The sequence below is a fragment of the Kitasatospora sp. NPDC004669 genome (genome assembly GCF_040609455.1).
Classification (GTDB): Bacteria; Actinomycetota; Actinomycetes; order Streptomycetales; family Streptomycetaceae; genus Kitasatospora.
In genome coordinates, this window is the sequence record NZ_JBEXKB010000003.1 from 1 (window position 1) to 16,414 (window position 16,414).

Genomic DNA, 16,414 nt, shown 5'->3' on the forward strand with positions numbered 1-16,414 from the left:
CCGCCCCCCCCCCCCGGGCGCCGCCCCCGCGGGGGGGGTGGGGTCCCCGCCGGCGGGCCCCCCCCCCCCCCCCGCCGGTCCCCGGCACGGGCGGGGTCAGCTCCCGGCGGCAGCTGCCGCGGCCCGCGCCTTCTCCTCCGCCTCCGCGGAGGTCGCCGACGCCTCCGGCCGCGCCAGCGTCACCGTCAGCTCCCCGTCGCTCATGTCCGCGATCAGCGTGTCCCCCTCCCGGACGGTGCCGTCCAGCAGCAGGTTGGAGATCCGGTTGTCCAGCTCCGACTGGATCGTCCGGCGCAGCGGTCGGGCCCCGAACTCCGGCTGGTAGCCGCGGTTGACCAGGAACTCCTTGGCCGCCTCGGTGACCTCCAGCCCCACGTCCTGCGCCCGGAGCCGGCGCCGGGTGCGATCCAGCAGCAGGTCGACCACCGACACCAGGTCCTTCCGGGTGAGCGCGTGGAAGACGATCACCTCGTCGATCCGGTTGAGGAACTCCGGCCGGAACTGCCGGCGCAGGTCCCGCATCAGGTCGTCCCTGATCTGGTCGACGTTCCCGGAGTGGTCCAGGATCCGCTGCGAACCGATGTTGCTGGTCATGATCACCACGGTGTTGCGGAAGTCGACCGTACGCCCCTGGGAGTCGGTGAGCCGTCCGTCGTCCAACACCTGGAGCAGCAGGTTGAAGACGTCCGGGTGGGCCTTCTCCACCTCGTCGAAGAGCAGCACGCTGTACGGCTTGCGGCGCACCGCCTCGGTCAGCTGCCCGGCCTCCTCGTAGCCGACGTACCCGGGCGGGGAGCCGACCAGCCGGGAGACGGTGTGCTTCTCCTGGAACTCGCTCATGTCGAAGCGGATCATCCGGTCCGGGTCGCCGAACAGCAGCGCCGCCAGTGCCTTCGCCAGCTCGGTCTTGCCGACACCGGTCGGCCCGAGGAAGAGGAAGGAGCCGGTCGGCCGCTCCGGGTCGCCCATCCCGGCCCGGCCGCGGCGCACCGCCTGGGCGACGGCGCCGACCGCCTCGTCCTGGCCGATCACCTTCTCGTGCAGGTGCTCCTCCAGCTTGAGCAGCCGTTCCTTCTCGGTCGCGTTCAGCTCGGCGACCGGGATGCCGGTCCGGGAGGACAGCACCTGCGCGATGTCGTCGGCCGTCACGTCGACGACCTCCTCCCGGGACTCGGCGATCGCCGCCAGCTCGTCCTCGGTCTGCCGCAGCTCGGTCTTCAGGTTGGCGGCCCGCACGAACTCCTCGTCCGCGACGGCCTCGTCCAACTCCCGCTTCAGCTTGGTGATCCGGTCCTGCACCGAGGTCGCCCCGGTGGAGCCGCTGAGGCTGCGCAGCCGCACGCGCGCGCCGGCCTGGTCCAGCAGGTCGATCGCCTTGTCGGGCAGGAAGCGGTCGCTGACGTACCGGTCGGAGAGCGTTGCCGCCGCGTCCAGCGCCTCGTCGCTGAACCGCACCTGGTGGTGCGCCTCGTACGCGTCGCGCAGCCCCTGCAGGATCTCGATCGTCTCCTCGACGCTCGGCTCGGGCACCAGCACCGGCTGGAAGCGGCGCTCCAGCGCCGCGTCCTTCTCCACGTGCTTGCGGTACTCGTCCAGCGTGGTCGCGCCGACCACGCTCAACTCACCGCGCGCCAGGGCCGGTTTGAGGATGTTGCCGGCGTCCATCGAGCCCTCGCCGCCGCCCGCGCCGACCACGGTGTGCAGCTCGTCCAGGAACAGGATCACGCTCTTCTCGGCCGCCGTGACCTCGTCGATCACGTTCTTCAGCCGCTCCTCGAACTCGCCCCGGTACTTGGAGCCGGCCACCAGCGCGGTCAGGTCGAGGGTGACCACCCGCTTCTCCCCGAGGCTCCGCGGCACGTCCCCGGAGACGATCCGCTGCGCCAGCCCCTCGACGATCGCGGTCTTGCCGACGCCCGGCTCGCCGATCAGCACCGGATTGTTCTTGGTCCGCCGGGAGAGGATCTCGACGGTCTGCTCGATCTCCTCGGCCCGCCCCACCACCGGGTCCAGCCGGCCCGAACGCGCCTCCTCGGTGAGGTCCCGCCCGTACTCGTCCAGCGTCGGCGTCTCGCTCGGGTGCGCGCCCGCGCTGCTGCGCTCCCCGCCGGTGCCGCGCCCCTCCAGTACCGACTTCAGCGCCTCCTGCGAGGGCGCCGCGTTGCGCAGCGCCGTACCCGCACCCGAACGCTCCTGTTCCAGCAGCGCGCCGAGGATGTGCTCAGGCCCGATGTACGAGGCACCGACCGCCTGCGAACGGGCGTGCGCGGCGAGCAACGCGCGCTTGGCCGAGGGGGTGAGCGCGGGCCGCCCGCCCGGCGACTCCGCGCTCCCGGACGGCAGCGCCTGCTCCAGGTCCCGGGACAGCCGGTCCGGGTCGATGCCCGCGCGCTCCAGCATCCGCCGCGACGGCTCCACCCGGGTGGCCGCCCACGCCAGGTGCGCGGTGTCGAGATCGCTGCCCCCGTCCTCGACCGCGCGCTGTGCGGCGAACGCCAGCAGTTCCTGCGAGGACTCGCTGAGCAACCGCCCGATCGGCACCCGCTGCACAGCGGGCGGGGATGCCAGCGGGCTCATCCCGAAGAACCGGCTGAGCAGGTCGGAGAACGGGTCGTTCGATCCGAACGGGGGTATGGTCACGGCGCTTCACCTCTCCCAAGCGGTTTGCAGCCACACAAACACAGGCCGCGATCACCCGCCTGTCGAGCGCATCAGCCGGTGATGCGGTCCAGCAGCACGCCCCCGCTGTACGTCACCGCCATCGCCAGCAGCCCGCCCGCGACGTTGCGCGCCACCGCCCGCCCCGGCGCGGCCCCGCCCAGCCGGGCGCTGGTCCAGCCCGAGAAGGTCAGCGCGAGCACCACCGCGGCCGCCGTCACCCCCAGCCGCCACGACTCCGGCGGCAGCATCACCGCCAGCAGCGGCACCAGCGCGCCCAGCGTGAACGCGGCCGCGCTCGCCAGCGCCGCCTCCCACGGGTTGGTCAACGCCTCCGGGTCGATGCCGAGTTCGGTCTGCGCGTGGGCCGCCAGCGCGTCCCGCTCGGTCAGCGCCGCCGCCACCTCCCGGGCCAGGCCGTCGGTCAGCCCGCTGTCCCGGTAGTAGTCGGTCAGTTCGTCGAGCTCGCCCTCCGGGTCCTCCGCCAACTCCCGCTGTTCCTTGGCCAACGCGGCCCGCTCGGTGTCCCGTTGGGTACTGACCGACACGTACTCGCCGGCCGCCATCGACATCGCCCCCGCCAGCAGCCCGGCCACCCCCGCCGCGAGCAGCGCGGTACGGGAACCGGCCGCGCCCGCCACCCCGGTCACGATCCCGGCCGTGGAGACCACGCCGTCGTTGGCGCCCAGCACGGCCGCCCGCAGCCAGTTCAGCCGCGCCGACAGCTCCGCCCGGGTCTCCCCCGGCTGCTCCGCCATCCGCCCACCGCTCTCAGGGGTCCGTACGGTCCCCCCGATCCTCGCCCGGCCCCTCCGGCCCCGCCACCCGCAGCCGTACATCGGCCAACAGCTTCTCCAGCAGGCCGGCCAGGGTCGCGCGCTCCGCCTCCGACAGGCCGTCGACCAGCCGCGCCTCCCGGCCCAGCACCACGTCCACGGACTGCTCGACCAGCACGTGCCCGGCCGCCGTGAGCGACACCACCACCGCCCGGCGTCCGTGCTCGGCCGGCTCCCCGGGCTTGCGGACGACCAGCCCCTGCGCCTCGGCCCGGGCCACCCGCTGCGAGATCGCCCCCGCCGTGACCAGGGTGCGCCGGGCCAGTTCACGGGTGGTCAGCGCGTACGGTTCACCCGATCGGCGCAGTACGGAGAGCAGGTCGAGCGTCGCGGCGTCGATCCCCGCGGCGCGCAGGGCCCGGGCCCGGTCGTCGGTGAACAGCTTGGCGAGCCACCAGACCGGGGTGACGATCCCGATCGAGTCGGTGGGCGTCCCCGGCCGCTCCCGCCGCCAGGCCTCGGCGATCTGAGCCGCCGTCACCTCGACCGTCGCTTCCGCCGCCCCGCCGGCCACCGCTTCCGACACCGTTGACACCTCCGCTACGTTTAGACCTAAACATACATCCCGGGGAGAAACCCATGGCCCGCACCGTCCTGATCACCGGCGGCACCAGCGGCATCGGCCGCACCACCGCCGAACTCTTCGCCGCCGACGGCGACCGCGTACTGATCACCGGCCGCCACCGCGACACCGTCGAGCGGGCTGCCGCCGAACTGTCCGTCGAAGGCGTGCCGTGCGACGCCACCGACCCCCGACAGGTCGCCGAACTAGCCGACCGCGTCCCTGAGTTGCACGTCCTGGTCAACGCCGCCGGCGGCCTGCCCACCCCGGCCCCCGCCGACCTCCCGCCGCTCGACGCCGTCCTCGCCGACTGGCAGGCCAACCTGGCCCAGAACCTGCTCGGCGCCGTCCTCACCACCACCGCCCTACGGCCCGCCCTCGTCCCCGGCGGCACCGTCATCAGCATCGGCTCGCTCGGCGCCGAACGCCGCGGCGGCGCCTACGGCGCGTCAAAGGCCGCACTCGCCGCCTGGAACTCCGCGCTCTCCGCCGAACTCGGCCCGCTCGACGTGACGGCCAACGTCATCTCCCCCGGCTACATCGAGGACACCGGCTTCTTCCAGGGCGCCATGACCCCCGAACGCCGCGCCGCCCTCATCGCCGAGACCCACACCAACCGCCCCGGCACCCCCGCCGACGTCGCCCGCACCGTCCACTTCCTCGCCTCCCCAGGCGCCCGCCACCTCACCGGCCAGACCCTCCACCTCAACGGCGGCGCCCACACCACCCGCTAGTTCAGCACCGGCGCCAAGGCCCGCCGCAGATCCTCCGGCCCCCGGTACAGCACCCCGGCCATCCCCAAGGCCACCGCCGCGTCCACGTTCTCCTGCCGGTCATCCACGAACAGGCACCGCTCCGGCGCGGCCCCGGCCCGCTCCGCGGCGATCTCGTAGATCCGCCGCTCCGGCTTGGCACTGCCCACCCGCGAACTGTTGACCACCTCGTCCGCCAGATCCGTCAGCCCCATCCGCGCCAGGTCCTCGTCCAACCACACCGTCGCATTGGTCACCAGCACCACCCGGCAGTGCTCCCGCACCCGCCGCAGCAGCTCCACCACCACCTCGTCCGCCCAGAACGGCGAGTTCGCGAACGCCTCCGCCAACCCCCGCGCCGCCCCCTGCGGCACCCGCCCCGTCAACCCGCGGGCGATCGACTCCACCCACTCCGCCTTACTGATCCGCCCCAGCAACAACGGCCGGTCGTTCTCCGGCGCGAACCCGACCGCCGCCGTACTCCCGACCCCCACCCCCGCCGCCCGTTCCAACGCGGCCACCCCGGCCCCGTCGAAGAACCGGATCACGCCGTCCACATCACACAACACCGCATCAAACGCCCTGGTAGTCACCCCACTTCCCTACCACCGAGATCGCCACCCCCGACCACCGGGGGTGCGGCGTCGCGGGGGGTGGTGATGGAGATCCTGGGGCACTCGCAGATCGCCGTGACCATGAACGTCCACACGCACGTCTCCGAGGAGACCCGACGGGAGGCCTTGGGCTACATGGACCGCCTGCTGAAGAGGCGGCGTCGGGCGGACCGACATCAGCGGTTGCCGTCGGCCGTTGCAGTCAAAAGCCCCGCAGCGTGATCGCTGCGGGGCATTTGCGCTGGTGGGCGCGGACGGTTTCGAACCGCCGACATCTGCTTTGTAAGAGCAGCGCTCTACCACTGAGCTACGCGCCCCCGTACGTGGCCCGATGGGCGCACGACGAGTGCCTAGGGTACCTGGTCCCGGGGGGTGGTCGCGGCACGGGCGGACGGGCGGGGGCCGGGTGGGCTCTGTGAAGGGCGCGGGCGGCGCCCGCGGGGGCGGGCCGGAAGCGCCGGGACGGGGCCCGCCACGCAGGAGGCGGGCATGCCGGGGAAGGCACAGGCCCGAGGTGCCCTCGCGAGGGGCGGATCGGGGAGAATGGGCGCGGATCAGCGGGTAGTCGGAGCAGGGAGCACGCAGTGGCGGTGGCCGGCGGGAGCGGGCGGCGGGGGCGGCGTCGGATGGCGGGGGCCGTCGGGGATGCGCTGGCGTTGCCGGTGGCGCTGGCGGGCGCGTTGGGGGCGGTCGCGCTGGCGTCGGCCGGCAGTGGCGGCTGGTGGGGCCGACGTGGCGGGGAGGGTGTGCGGGCGGAGGCCAAGGAGGCCCGGGCCGCGGCGCAGGAGGCGTTCTACGAGCTGGACGAGACGCAGCGCGAGGTGAGGCTCGCGGTGGAGACCGTCCGGGCCGCCGAGGACGACGCGACGGCGCAGCGCGCGCTGGCCGAGCTGCCGGCGATCTCCGGCCGGGTCGAGCAGGTCACCGTGAACTACCTGGCCGCCCTGGACGCCCATGACCTCGACAGCGAGGCGCTGGACGCCGGCTCGGCCGCCCAGGCCCGGCGCCTGCTGGAGGACGTGAAGGGCCAGCTCGGCTCCGCCCGCGCCGAGCTGAACGACTTCCTGCGCCGTCTGCAGCCGACCCTCCAGCACGCCGAGCAGCAGCTGATGCGGGTCACCCCGGCGGTCGAGCAGGCCAAGCGCGCGCTGCTGCAGGCCACCACCACGCTGGACGAGGTGCGCGGCGCCGGTCTGCGGGCGGACGACCTGGCGGCCCGGCTGGCCGAGCTGGCCCCCGAGCTGGGGCGGCTGAACGAGGGCCCGGCCCGGCACGGTGTGGCCGCCACGCTGCGCCGCGCCGACGAGGTGCGGCAGCGCGCCGAAGCGGTCACCGCCGACGCCGCGCAGCTGCCGGAGCGGGCCCGGGAGCTCGACCGGCGGGTGTCCAGCCTGCGGACCCGGATCCAGGCGCTGGAGACCAAGGCGGCGACGGTCGAGCCCGCGCTGAGCGAGCTGCGCCGCCGGTTCAGCACGGCCTGCTGGCAGGACCTCCAGCGGGTGCCCGAGCAGGTCGCCGAGACCGGCCGGGCCGCCGAGCGCAAGCTCGCCGAGGCCGCCCGGGCCCGGGACGAGCAGCGCTGGACGGAGGCCACGGCCGCGATCGGTACGGTCCGCGCGCTGCTGGAGACCGCGGACGGCTCGGTGCTGGCCGTGAACGACCGGCTGCGCCAACTGAACGAGGTGCAGCACGACCCCAACCGGGAGATCGAGCGCGCCCGATTCGCCGTCCGGGACGCCCAGCGCCTGGCGATGGCGGGCCGCAGCGCGCCGGATCCGCGGCACGCCGCCCCGCTGGACGAGGCGGTGGCCCGGCTGGACCGCGCGCTGGCCACCCTCCAGGCGGCCGGCCGGCACCCCGACTACTGGCACTTCCTGACCGAGCTGGCGGCGGTACGGGGGACGGCGGCGCAGGTGATCGGGATGATCCGCGGCGATCTCGGCCATCGATGAACACCGGCAACCAGGCCACCGACCACAGCGCCCATCGGTACCCTGCCGGTATGCCACGCTACGACTTCCGCTGCCGCTCCTGCGGCGCCACCTTCGAGCTCAGCCGCCCGATGGCGCAGGCCAACGACCCCGCCGTCTGCCCGGAGGGCCACCAGGACACGGTGAAGCTGCTGTCCACCGTCGCCGTGACCGGTGCCGCCGGCGCCGCCGGCGCCGCACCGCAACAGCCCGCGGGGGGCGGCTGCTGCGGCGGCGGCTGCTGCGGTTAGTCCGTAGGCGGTCGGCCGCCAGCGGTCAGGAACCGACGGACGATCTCCTCCCCCGCCGCCACCCCCACCTCAGCGAGGGCGGTGACGCCGGGGGCGGTCCACCCGCTGTCGGCCAGCTCGCCGTGTCCCGGCCGCCAGGCGGCGTGCGCGGCGAGCAGAAGGTCGGCGTCCAGCAGCGAGTCACCGGCGGCCAGCACGGTGGTGGCACCGCTGCGCCGGACGGCCTCGGCGAGTGCGGCGCTCTTGCCGAGCGGCTCCGGCACGGCGTACACCTTCCGTCCCTGCAGCGAGACCCGCCAGCCGCGTTCGGCGCACCAGCCGGCCAGCTCCGCCAGCCAGCCGTCCGGCAGCCGGTCGCGCTCGATCACCAGGTAGGTGAACAGCTCGTCGGCCACCCGCCGTTTACGCGTCCACTCGGGGTCGGCGCACAGCGCGAGGTGGCGGACCACCTCCTCCAGCGGCGCCGAGCCGGCCGCGATCCGCGCGGTGATCTCGCGACGCCAGTCCTGGTCCGGCTCGCCGTCCACCAGTAGCTGTCCGCCGTTCGCGCAGATCGCGTAACTCGGCGTCGGACCGGGCAGGTTGACTCGCCGGTACTGTTCGACGGTCCGCGTGGTGGCGGGTACGAAGGCGGCCTCGCCCGCCAGTCGTTCCAGCAGCGAGGCCGCCCGCTCGGTCAGGAAGGACAGCGGCCGCCCGTCCAGTACCTCGACGCAGAGCAGCCGCGGCGCCAGCCGGTCGGGGACGTCCAGGGCCAGGGCGCGGTCCGAGTAGATGAGCGTACGGTCGAGGTCGCTGGCCACCAGCACCTCGGCCGCGCCGCCCCTCAGGGTTCCCTCGACCACACCGCCCCTCAGGGCTCCCTCAGCCGCGCCACCCATCAGGACTCCCTCCCCGTCACGGCCCGACCACTCGCCCCGGTCGCGCCCCGACTGTAGCGGGGGTGGATCAGCCCGACGCAGGTGTACGGCAGTCCGTCCACCTCCTCGACCACGACGCCGCGTTGGGCCGCGAGCAGCCGTACGTGGTCGAGATCGGCGCCGGCGCCGCGCCGGGCCAGCACCCGCCAGGGGACGCGGCGCAGCAGCACCCGGGTGGTCTCGCCGACGCCGGGCTTCACCAGGTTGACGTCGTCGATCCCGTACTCGGCGCTGATCCGCTCCACCGCGGCCCAGCCGGCCCAGTCGGGCGTCCGGTCCGGGTCGGCGGCCAGCCGCTCGGCCCCCTCGACGGCGGAGCCGCGAACCGAAGCGAAACAGGCGGCCACCGTGTCCAGGAAGGCCGCCGAAACATCGCCGCCGGCCAGCTCGGCGTAGTACTTGGCCCCGTGGAAGTCCTCGGGACCGATCAGCCCGGCCCGCAGCACGGTGCGCGAAACCAGCCCGGACACCGTGGAGTTGAGGCAGGCCGACGGGATCAGGAAGTCGTCCCGGGTGCCGTAGGTCCGCACGCAGCGGCCCGGGTCGGCGAGCACCGCGAGGTCCGGGTCGAAGCCGGTGCCGACCAGCGCGTCGGCGAGTTCGCGGGTGATCGCGCCCTTGCCGGTCCAGCCGTCCACGAACACCACGTCCGCCGCCCGGTGGTGGGCCGCCAGGTAGCGCAGGGCGACCGGGTCGATGCCCCGGCCGCGGACGATCGACACCGCGTAGTGCGGGACGTCGAGGTCGTGGGCGAAGCCCAGCCAGCGACGGATCAGGACGCCGACCGGTGTCCCGGCCCGGGCCAGGGAGGCGAGCACCAACCCGGGCCCGCGCTCGCGCAGCAGCGTCTCGGCGACGGTGCCGACGGCGAGCGCGATCCGCTCGGCGGAGCCGCGCAGCGCCTGGTGGAACAGCTCCTGGTACTCGGGGCTGGGCCGGTACTCGACCGGCAGCGACTCGGCGTAGTGCGCGCCGCCGTTCTGGACGGCCTCCTCCCGCTCCTCGGTGGGGGCTTCGAGCCGGACGTCGGAGAGGTCCTTGAGCAGCCAGGCAACCTCCTCGGGACGGTACGAGGAGAACTCCGGCCCGTACAGCGGCGAAGGCAAGGGAAGCGACGGCAAGGAAAGCGAAGACAAGGGCCGCGACGGCAGCGACGACGATGACGGCACCGGCCGGTGCGAGGGCAGCACCGCGAGCACCACCCGGTCGGCGACCTGCCGCAGTTGGCCCAGCAGCGCGCGCTCACCCCGGTGCAGCGCGGGGGTGTCGGCGACGTCGTCCACCACCAGCACCACGGCGTCGAAGCGCCGGGCCGGGTCGGTACCGGGGGCGACGTTGTAGGCGTAGCGCTCGCGGGAGGCGTCGTCCTGCGGGTCGTCGTGGGCGGGGAAGGCCAGCCGGGTGCGGATGGCGTAGCCGGGGTCGTCCACGGCGAGAACGGGCGAGCGGGTGGTGGTGGAGTACCGGACGCGGTCGCCGCCGAGCCGCGCGGCGAGCGCGTCGGCCAGCCGCAGCGGCGCGTACATCAGCTCCTCGCAGCCGAGCACCAGCACCCGCTCCGCCGCCTCGGGCAGCGCCTCGGCCAACTGCTCGGCCAGCGAGGGCAGTACGGCGTCGAGCCGGGCGCGGTCGGCGGCGGTGAAGCCGTGCCGGCCGCCGTCGGGGAGCCCGGCGGGCCAGTCCAGCGCGACCCGGACCAGCGGGGCGGGGGCGACCGTCGGCGGTACGACTGCCGGGGGCGCCGCGGCGATCAGCCGCTCGGCCCGCTCGACGATGTCCCCGGGCAGCTCGACGGCTCCGCTGGCGGTGGCCACCACGTCCAGCCGGACGCCGAGTTCGGCGGCGGCCCCGGCGAGCCGGGCCCGGTCCTCGGCCGAGCGCAGGTCGACCAGGGCGACGACCACGTAGTGGCCGCGCGGGTGGCGGGCGTGCAGTTCGCGGATGGTGTTGAGGACCGTCCGGCCGGTCGAGAGTTCGTCGTCCACCAGCACCAGCGGACCGTCCCCGCTGAGGAGCACGGGGTCGGCGGGGAGCAGCAGGTGGGCGGTGGCGTGCGAGTGCTCCTCCTCGAAGCCGCCGAGCGGGGCGATCCCGGGGACCGGCCGGCGGGTGGAGTGCAGATACGGGGCGTCCAGGCCGTCGGCGACGCTGTGGCCGAGGCCGGTGGCGGTTTCCGCGTAGCCGAGCACGACGACCCGGGCGGCCGCCTCGGCGCCGAGCAGCTCCCGGACCCGGCGGCCGAGTTCCAGCCCGGTGCCGTGCACCACCGCCGGCCGCTGCGGGACGTGCTTGCCGAGCACGCTGGAGACCAGCAGGTGGGCGCGCCGGGGGTTGCCGGACCGCAGGGCCAGGCCGACGAGTTCGGGAAGGCGCTCCGATCCGGTCAGCGCTATCCCGGCCCGGTCGGCGACCCAGCGCCCGGTCCATGTCTGCTGTGCTGTCGTCACTGCCGGTCCCGCCTTCGATGGTGCTCGTCGGATCACGTGCTCAGGTCTCATCACGCGCTCAGGTCTCATCACGCGCTCAGGTGGCGGTCAGCCGCACAGGCAGGCCGACAGCAGCTCCGCGAAGCTCACGTCCTCCCGGGCCACGCCGAACACCTCCGCCCGCAGCAGCACCCGCTCCGCCCAGGCGCGGTGCGGCCGGGCCTCGTTCATCTTGTTGGTGTACGCCGAACGCAGTACCCCACCGCCGGCCTGCTCCTGGCGGAGGATGTCGTGGGCGTCGCAGTACTCCTCGTGTGTGACCACGGAGAGCGCGTGCACCGCGGGGACGTGGCTGGGGTGGATGCAGGTCTTGCCCAGCAGGCCGTTGGCCCGGTCGAGTTCGAGCTCGCGGATCAGCCCGTCCAGGTCGTGCTCGATGATCCGGCGCCGGACCTCCTCCCCGGAGGCCCGGGCCGTGCCGCCGGAGGCGGCGAACGGGGTGCGGCGCAGCTGCGGCTTGAACATCCGCTCCTGCACCGGGAAGTACTCCCAGACCGGCCCGGTCACGGTGTAGCCGGTGCCGTCCGCCCGGCCGAGCACGTTGACCACGTCGCCGATCACCGAGGCGACCAGCGACACGTCGTACGCGGTGAGGTCGGGCGAGCGGCGCAGTCCGTAGGCGGAGCAGAGGTCGGTGACGCCGAGCCGGACGGCGAGCACCCGCTCGCGGTGCCCGGCGAGCAGCTCGGCGATGCCGAAGAGCTGCTCGCGCCGGCTCTCCAGGTGGGCGAGTTCGGGCGATTCCAGGACGGGCATGGCGAACAGCCGTCGCCCGGTCGCGGCCTCGGCGGCGGTGAGCGCGGCCAGGTAGGCGCCGCCTCCCTCGGGGGTGAACTTGGGCAGCACGAAGCCGCTGAGCAGCGAGACGGCCGGGCCGAGCCGCTCGGACAGGTCGAGGATCTGGGAGGCCGTACGAACCCTGATGAAGAGCAGTGGGTGATCCTGTGCGCAGTCGGTGAAATCCTGAACCAGGTCAGTCAGTTGCTCGACCAGGTTCCGCTCCCCCGCGTCCACCTCGTGGTCGGCGATCGCGTCCTCCAGGCACAGCACCATCGAAACCACGCCCCGAGCGGCCTGCTTTCGGATGTCGGAGGCCAGAACGGGCCTGGTGGCGGGGCTGTAGAGGGTGCCGCCGAGGGCGGTGGCGAGCACCGCGGGCTCACTGTCCGCGGTGAACGCCCGCGGCTGCTCCAGGAACAGCCGGGCGCGGACGTCGTCGGCGAGGTGGCCGAAATGGCGCAAGGTGCTCTCCTCGAGGGTGGACGGCCTCCGGCCAGCGGTTCTACCTGGGCGTTTCACCTGGAGGCACCGCCGGCGGACTCCCCTCCGCCGAACCCCCGGGGGCCTTTCGAGCGCCCATCGTACGGACGATTTCCGGCCGTTCCCGGTTCCCGGGCACTGAACTCCCGGAACATCCCGGAACCTCGGGGTCCGCTTGAACGATCACCGGATGATCACTCGCAATCACGGCGAGGAGAGCGTGGAAGGTGACGACAAACCTCGATCCGGCGCAAGTCTTGGCAAAGTCCGCCCCCGCCAGGGCGGTCCCGGTCACGTTGTCCGAAGGGGTGGCGAACAGGCAGGATGGTCCGCTATGACGCACGTGATGGCCAAGGGCGCCAACATCGCACTGCCGGCGGCGGCGGTCCGCGCCGTGCTGCGCTGGAGCGCCACGCCCGGTGCGCCGGACGTGGACGCGTCCGCGCTGCTGCTCGGCGCCAACGGCAGGGTCCGTTCGGACGCCGACTTCGTCTTCTACAACCAGCCGCGCCACCCCTCTGGACTCGTCCGCCACCTGCCCAAGCAGCACACCTCCGGCGGCGCCGAGATCATCGACACGGTCGAGATCGAACTCGCCAAGCTGCCCGCCGACGTGGACCGGGTGGTGCTGGCCGGCTCCTCCGAGGGCGGACCGTTCCGGGCCGTCCCCGGACTGCGGCTGCTGCTGTTCGACGCCGCGACCGGTGAAGGCGCGCCCCCGGTCGCCGAGTTCGCGATCGCCGACGCCGAGAACGTCACCGCACTGGTCGCGGCCGAGCTCTACCGGCGCAACGGGGCCTGGAAGTTCCGGGCGATCGGCCAGGGCTACACCTCCGGGCTGATCGGCCTGGCCACCGACTTCGGCATCACCGTGGACGACGAGGCGGAGACCGCCGCGCCCGAGCCGACGCCGACCCCGGCCCCCGTCTCCACCGCCAGCCCCACCGGCGCGGTCGACCCGCGCGCCACGCCGCTGCCGGAGCGGCGCCCGACGCCCCAGCCCGAGCCGGGCACCTTCACGCTGTCCCCCGCCGTCCCGACGCCCCAGCCCCCGGCGCAGCCGCAGCACCCGACGACCAGCCCGGCAGCGGCCGCGGGCGGCCCCGCGGCGCAGCCGACCCCCCCGCCGCCCACGGCCCCGCCGGCCATGACGCCCCCGCCGACGGCTCCGCCCACCGCGCCCCCGAACGTCCCGCCGGCCCCACCCGCGCCGCCGACCCGGCCGGGCACCGGGTACGGCTACCCCCAGCCGCAGCCCGGCACCGGGTACGGCTACCCGCAGCACCAGCCCGCGACCGGCTACGGCTACCCGCAGCCCGCCCAGCCGTACCCGCCCGCGCCGCCGACCCCGCAGCCGGGCACCGGTTACGGCTACCCCCAGCAACAGCAGCCGACCGTCCCGCCGCAGCAGCACCCCGGCGCCAACTACCAGCCCGGCACCGGCCAGCAGCCGCCGGTACCGCCGCAGCCCCCGGCACAGGACGTCGAGGAGTTCGCCCTCCCGCCGCAGGGCCCGCAGTTCCAGCCCCGCTAGCCGCAGTTCCAGCCCCGCCGCCGGACCCCGCCGACCACAGGACCCCGCCGACCGCAGCGCCCCGTCGGCGGCCGCCCGCCGGACGGCGGGGCCGCCTCGGCACGGCCCCGCCGAGGGGGAGAAGGCTCAGTCCCCGCCCCCCGGCTGGCCCTTGTACCCCCGCTGCCACTGCATCCCGAACCCGTACAGCCGGTCGATGTCCGCCTGGAACCCGTTGACGTACCGCACCTCACGGCGCACCGTCAGCTGGTTGTCCCCCGCGTTCTCGATCAGCACCACGGCGCAGGAGCGCGCCGCCCGGGCCCGCTCGTCCAGCTTGATCTCGATCCGCGGGCCGGTCTGCGGCACGATCGTTATCACCGCGTGGGTCTGCTCGAAGGCCGGGGTGCCGTCGTAGATGTAGACGAAGACCAGCAGCCGCTTGAACTTGTCCTTCTTCTCCAGGTTGACGTACATCGTCTCGCCGGACGGCGCCCCGTACTGGTCGTCGCCGCTGAGCTTGATGTACGGCGGCTCCCGCAGGTCGCCGAAGAAGCCGCCGAGCGGCTGCACCACGCCCCGGGTGCCGTCGGTGAGCTCGTACATGCAGGCCAGGTCGAGGTCGACGTTCAGCTGCTCGTTACTCCCGGGCGAGTCCGGCTCCAGCGGGCTCAGGATCCGGGGGCTGAAGAAGCGCTTGACGGTCTCCCGGGTGCTCGGCCGGACGGCGCCCGAGCGCATGGTCCAGTGCAGGTTGACGTAGAGGTAGCCGGTGGTGGCGGCCGAGCCGGTGATCGCGTGCTGCGGCGCCGACTTGGTGAGTGTGACCTTGTGCTGCGCGCCCGGGTTGTCGAAGGTGTAGCTCTTGTCCCCGCGCAGGTACTCCCAGATCGAGACCATCCCGTCCTCTCCCCCTGCCTCCGTGCGGCGATCCGACGATCCACCGATCGACGATCCGCCGGTCGACGATCGACCGGTCCATGATCGGGCATCGACCCGGCCGACCGATACCCGAACTCCCCACTCCCCTACCCCGCAGGGCCGTTCACGCCCACCCCCGACGCCAACCGGTGGGCCGATTGGCCCGAGGAAGCCGCCCTCCCGTAACATGCCGCCCCTTCGGACGCGATATCGTCTAGCCGCACAGGTGTCCCCTCCGCCCCTGCGCGGGCGCGGTGGGCACGCCGTGCGGAGACGAACGAACCGTCAGACAGTGCCCGCACGGCTGGACCTGACCGCCTGTGTCGCATTGTGAACCTGTCCCCTGCGGAAACCCGAGGCCCGACCCGCAATGAACCTGACCTCCATACAGTTGGTCTGGACTGTCGTCGGCGGCGCAGCCCTGCTGTTCGTCGCCGTCCTGATGGCGACGCTGCGCTTCAAGAACTTGAAGAAGGACGAGGCGGGTGACTCCTGGGAGCGCAGCGAGGAGCGCCGCCGCCGCAAGGAGATGATCTACGGGATCTCCTCGTACACCCTGCTGTTCTGCTGCGCCGGTGTCGCGGCCGCGCTCTCCTTCCACGGCCTGGTCGGCTTCGGCAAGGAGAACCTGGGCCTGGCCAACGGCTGGGAGTACCTCGTCCCGTTCGGCCTGGACGGCGCCGCGATGTTCTGCTCGGTGCTCGCCGTCCGCGAGGCCAGCCACGGTGACGCCGCGCTCGGCTCCCGCCTGCTGGTCTGGGTGTTCGCGATCGCCTCGGCCTGGTTCAACTGGGTGCACGCCCCGCGCGGCTTCGGCCACGCCGGCGCCCCGCAGTTCTTCTCCGGCATGTCGATCTCGGCGGCGATCCTGTTCGACCGCGCCCTGAAGCAGACCCGCAAGGCCGCCCTGCGCGAGCAGGGCCTCGTCCCGCGCCCGCTGCCGCAGATCCGCATCGTCCGCTGGCTGCGCGCCCCGCGCGAGACCTACGCGGCCTGGTCGCTGATGCTGCTGGAGAACGTCCGCAGCCTGGACGAGGCGGTCGACGAGGTCCGCGAGGAGCGCCAGGCGAAGCTGGACGCCAAGGCCCGCGCCCGTACCGCCGACCGCCGCGAGCGGGCCGAGCTGAAGGCCATCTCCCGCCAGGGCGGCATGCTCGCCCGGGCCCGCGGCGGGCGTCAGGTCCCCGCGCTCACGGCGGCCGGAGACGGCCCGAGCGCTACGGAGCCTGCCCTAGCCGCCAGGGACGACAGCGCCACCTCCACCACGAACAGCTCCACCGACCGGTTCGCCCTCGACTCGTTCGAGCCGTCCGCCCTGGACGCCGGCCGCCGCCCGCGGGCCTCGGTCAGCTCCTCCTACTCCTCCTCGACGTACTCGTCCTCGACGTACTCCCCGTCGACGAGCGACTCCGTCTCGACCCGTCGCAGCTCGACCGTCGACCTGACGGCCGACGACGACACCCTGTCGATGCCGAAGCTGGACTCGCTGGAGCGCAAGCTGCGCGCGATCGAGCAGCAGCTCGGCTGATCCCGGCGCCCCGGTAACGACGAAGGCCCCGGCGACAACGCCCGAACGGCAACGCCCGGACGGCAACGCGAACGGCCGCCCCCGGAACCCCGGGGGCGGCCGTTGCGCTTGCCCGGCGGGCGCCCGGCCCGCAGGGGATCAGC

At 73.9% G+C, this 16,414-nt stretch carries 13 protein-coding genes and 1 tRNA gene; 5 read left to right on the forward strand and 9 right to left on the reverse strand.

All coding sequences use genetic code 11. The features are described 5' to 3' along the window. Positions 1-96: 96 nt before the first annotated feature. The 3 genes from ABZW30_RS03570 to ABZW30_RS03580 form a co-directional block, all read right to left on the reverse strand. Complete coding sequence (locus tag ABZW30_RS03570; RefSeq protein ID WP_355669382.1) at positions 97-2,640, reverse strand: ATP-dependent Clp protease ATP-binding subunit; 2,544 nt, start codon at positions 2,638-2,640, stop codon at positions 97-99. A gap of 71 nt (positions 2,641-2,711) precedes the next feature. Continuing rightward, positions 2,712-3,416 carry a VIT family protein gene (locus tag ABZW30_RS03575; protein ID WP_355669383.1) on the reverse strand — a complete coding sequence of 235 codons (705 nt, stop codon included), beginning with the start codon at positions 3,414-3,416 and terminating at the stop codon, positions 2,712-2,714. 13 nt (positions 3,417-3,429) lie between these two features. Next, a complete protein-coding gene (locus ABZW30_RS03580; RefSeq protein WP_355669384.1) occupies positions 3,430-4,020 on the reverse strand; it encodes a MarR family transcriptional regulator in 591 nt (196 codons plus the stop codon). 53 nt (positions 4,021-4,073) lie between these two features. Between ABZW30_RS03580 and ABZW30_RS03585 the strand changes: the two genes are divergently transcribed. Beyond that, positions 4,074-4,790, forward strand: a complete 717-nt coding sequence (locus ABZW30_RS03585) for an SDR family oxidoreductase (protein ID WP_355669385.1) — start codon at positions 4,074-4,076, stop codon at positions 4,788-4,790. Here ABZW30_RS03585 and ABZW30_RS03590 read toward each other — a convergent pair. Next, positions 4,787-5,374, reverse strand: coding sequence for an HAD-IA family hydrolase (locus ABZW30_RS03590; RefSeq protein WP_355669386.1), 588 nt, complete (start codon positions 5,372-5,374; stop codon positions 4,787-4,789). The two genes, ABZW30_RS03585 and ABZW30_RS03590, sit on opposite strands and share 4 nt — an antisense overlap. A gap of 290 nt (positions 5,375-5,664) precedes the next feature. Further along, a tRNA-Val gene (locus tag ABZW30_RS03595) sits at positions 5,665-5,739 on the reverse strand. Between the two features lie 309 nt (positions 5,740-6,048). Between ABZW30_RS03595 and ABZW30_RS03600 the strand changes: the two genes are divergently transcribed. Both ABZW30_RS03600 and ABZW30_RS03605 read left to right on the forward strand, forming a co-directional pair. After that, positions 6,049-7,374, forward strand: coding sequence for a hypothetical protein (locus ABZW30_RS03600; protein WP_355669387.1), 1,326 nt, complete (start codon positions 6,049-6,051; stop codon positions 7,372-7,374). Between the two features lie 50 nt (positions 7,375-7,424). Further along, positions 7,425-7,643 carry a zinc ribbon domain-containing protein gene (locus ABZW30_RS03605; protein WP_355669388.1) on the forward strand — a complete coding sequence of 73 codons (219 nt, stop codon included), beginning with the start codon at positions 7,425-7,427 and terminating at the stop codon, positions 7,641-7,643. Here the strand turns inward: ABZW30_RS03605 and ABZW30_RS03610 are convergent. The 3 genes from ABZW30_RS03610 to ABZW30_RS03620 form a co-directional block, all read right to left on the reverse strand. Continuing rightward, complete coding sequence (locus tag ABZW30_RS03610; RefSeq protein ID WP_355669389.1) at positions 7,640-8,524, reverse strand: HAD family hydrolase; 885 nt, start codon at positions 8,522-8,524, stop codon at positions 7,640-7,642. The two genes, ABZW30_RS03605 and ABZW30_RS03610, sit on opposite strands and share 4 nt — an antisense overlap. Further along, positions 8,524-11,010 (reverse strand): phosphoribosyltransferase, encoded by a 2,487-nt coding sequence (locus tag ABZW30_RS03615; protein WP_355669390.1) that lies wholly within the window; start codon positions 11,008-11,010, stop codon positions 8,524-8,526. The genes ABZW30_RS03610 and ABZW30_RS03615 overlap by 1 nt, the downstream gene beginning before the upstream one ends. An 87-nt stretch (positions 11,011-11,097) precedes the next feature. Next, positions 11,098-12,291, reverse strand: a complete 1,194-nt coding sequence (locus ABZW30_RS03620; RefSeq protein ID WP_355669391.1) for an HpcH/HpaI aldolase/citrate lyase family protein — start codon at positions 12,289-12,291, stop codon at positions 11,098-11,100. A gap of 352 nt (positions 12,292-12,643) precedes the next feature. Here ABZW30_RS03620 and ABZW30_RS03625 point away from each other — a divergent pair, with 352 nt between their 5' ends. Next, positions 12,644-13,843, forward strand: a complete 1,200-nt coding sequence (locus tag ABZW30_RS03625) for a TerD family protein (protein ID WP_355669392.1) — start codon at positions 12,644-12,646, stop codon at positions 13,841-13,843. Positions 13,844-13,969: 126 nt separating this feature from the next. Here the strand turns inward: ABZW30_RS03625 and ABZW30_RS03630 are convergent, their stop codons facing one another. After that, complete coding sequence (locus ABZW30_RS03630; RefSeq protein WP_355669393.1) at positions 13,970-14,722, reverse strand: Tellurium resistance; 753 nt, start codon at positions 14,720-14,722, stop codon at positions 13,970-13,972. Between the two features lie 391 nt (positions 14,723-15,113). On the opposite strand from ABZW30_RS03630, the gene ABZW30_RS03635 reads away from it, so the two are divergent. Then, entirely contained in the window at positions 15,114-16,271 is a 1,158-nt protein-coding gene (locus ABZW30_RS03635) for a DUF2637 domain-containing protein (protein WP_355669394.1), read from the forward strand. The last annotated feature ends 143 nt before the right edge of the window (positions 16,272-16,414 follow it).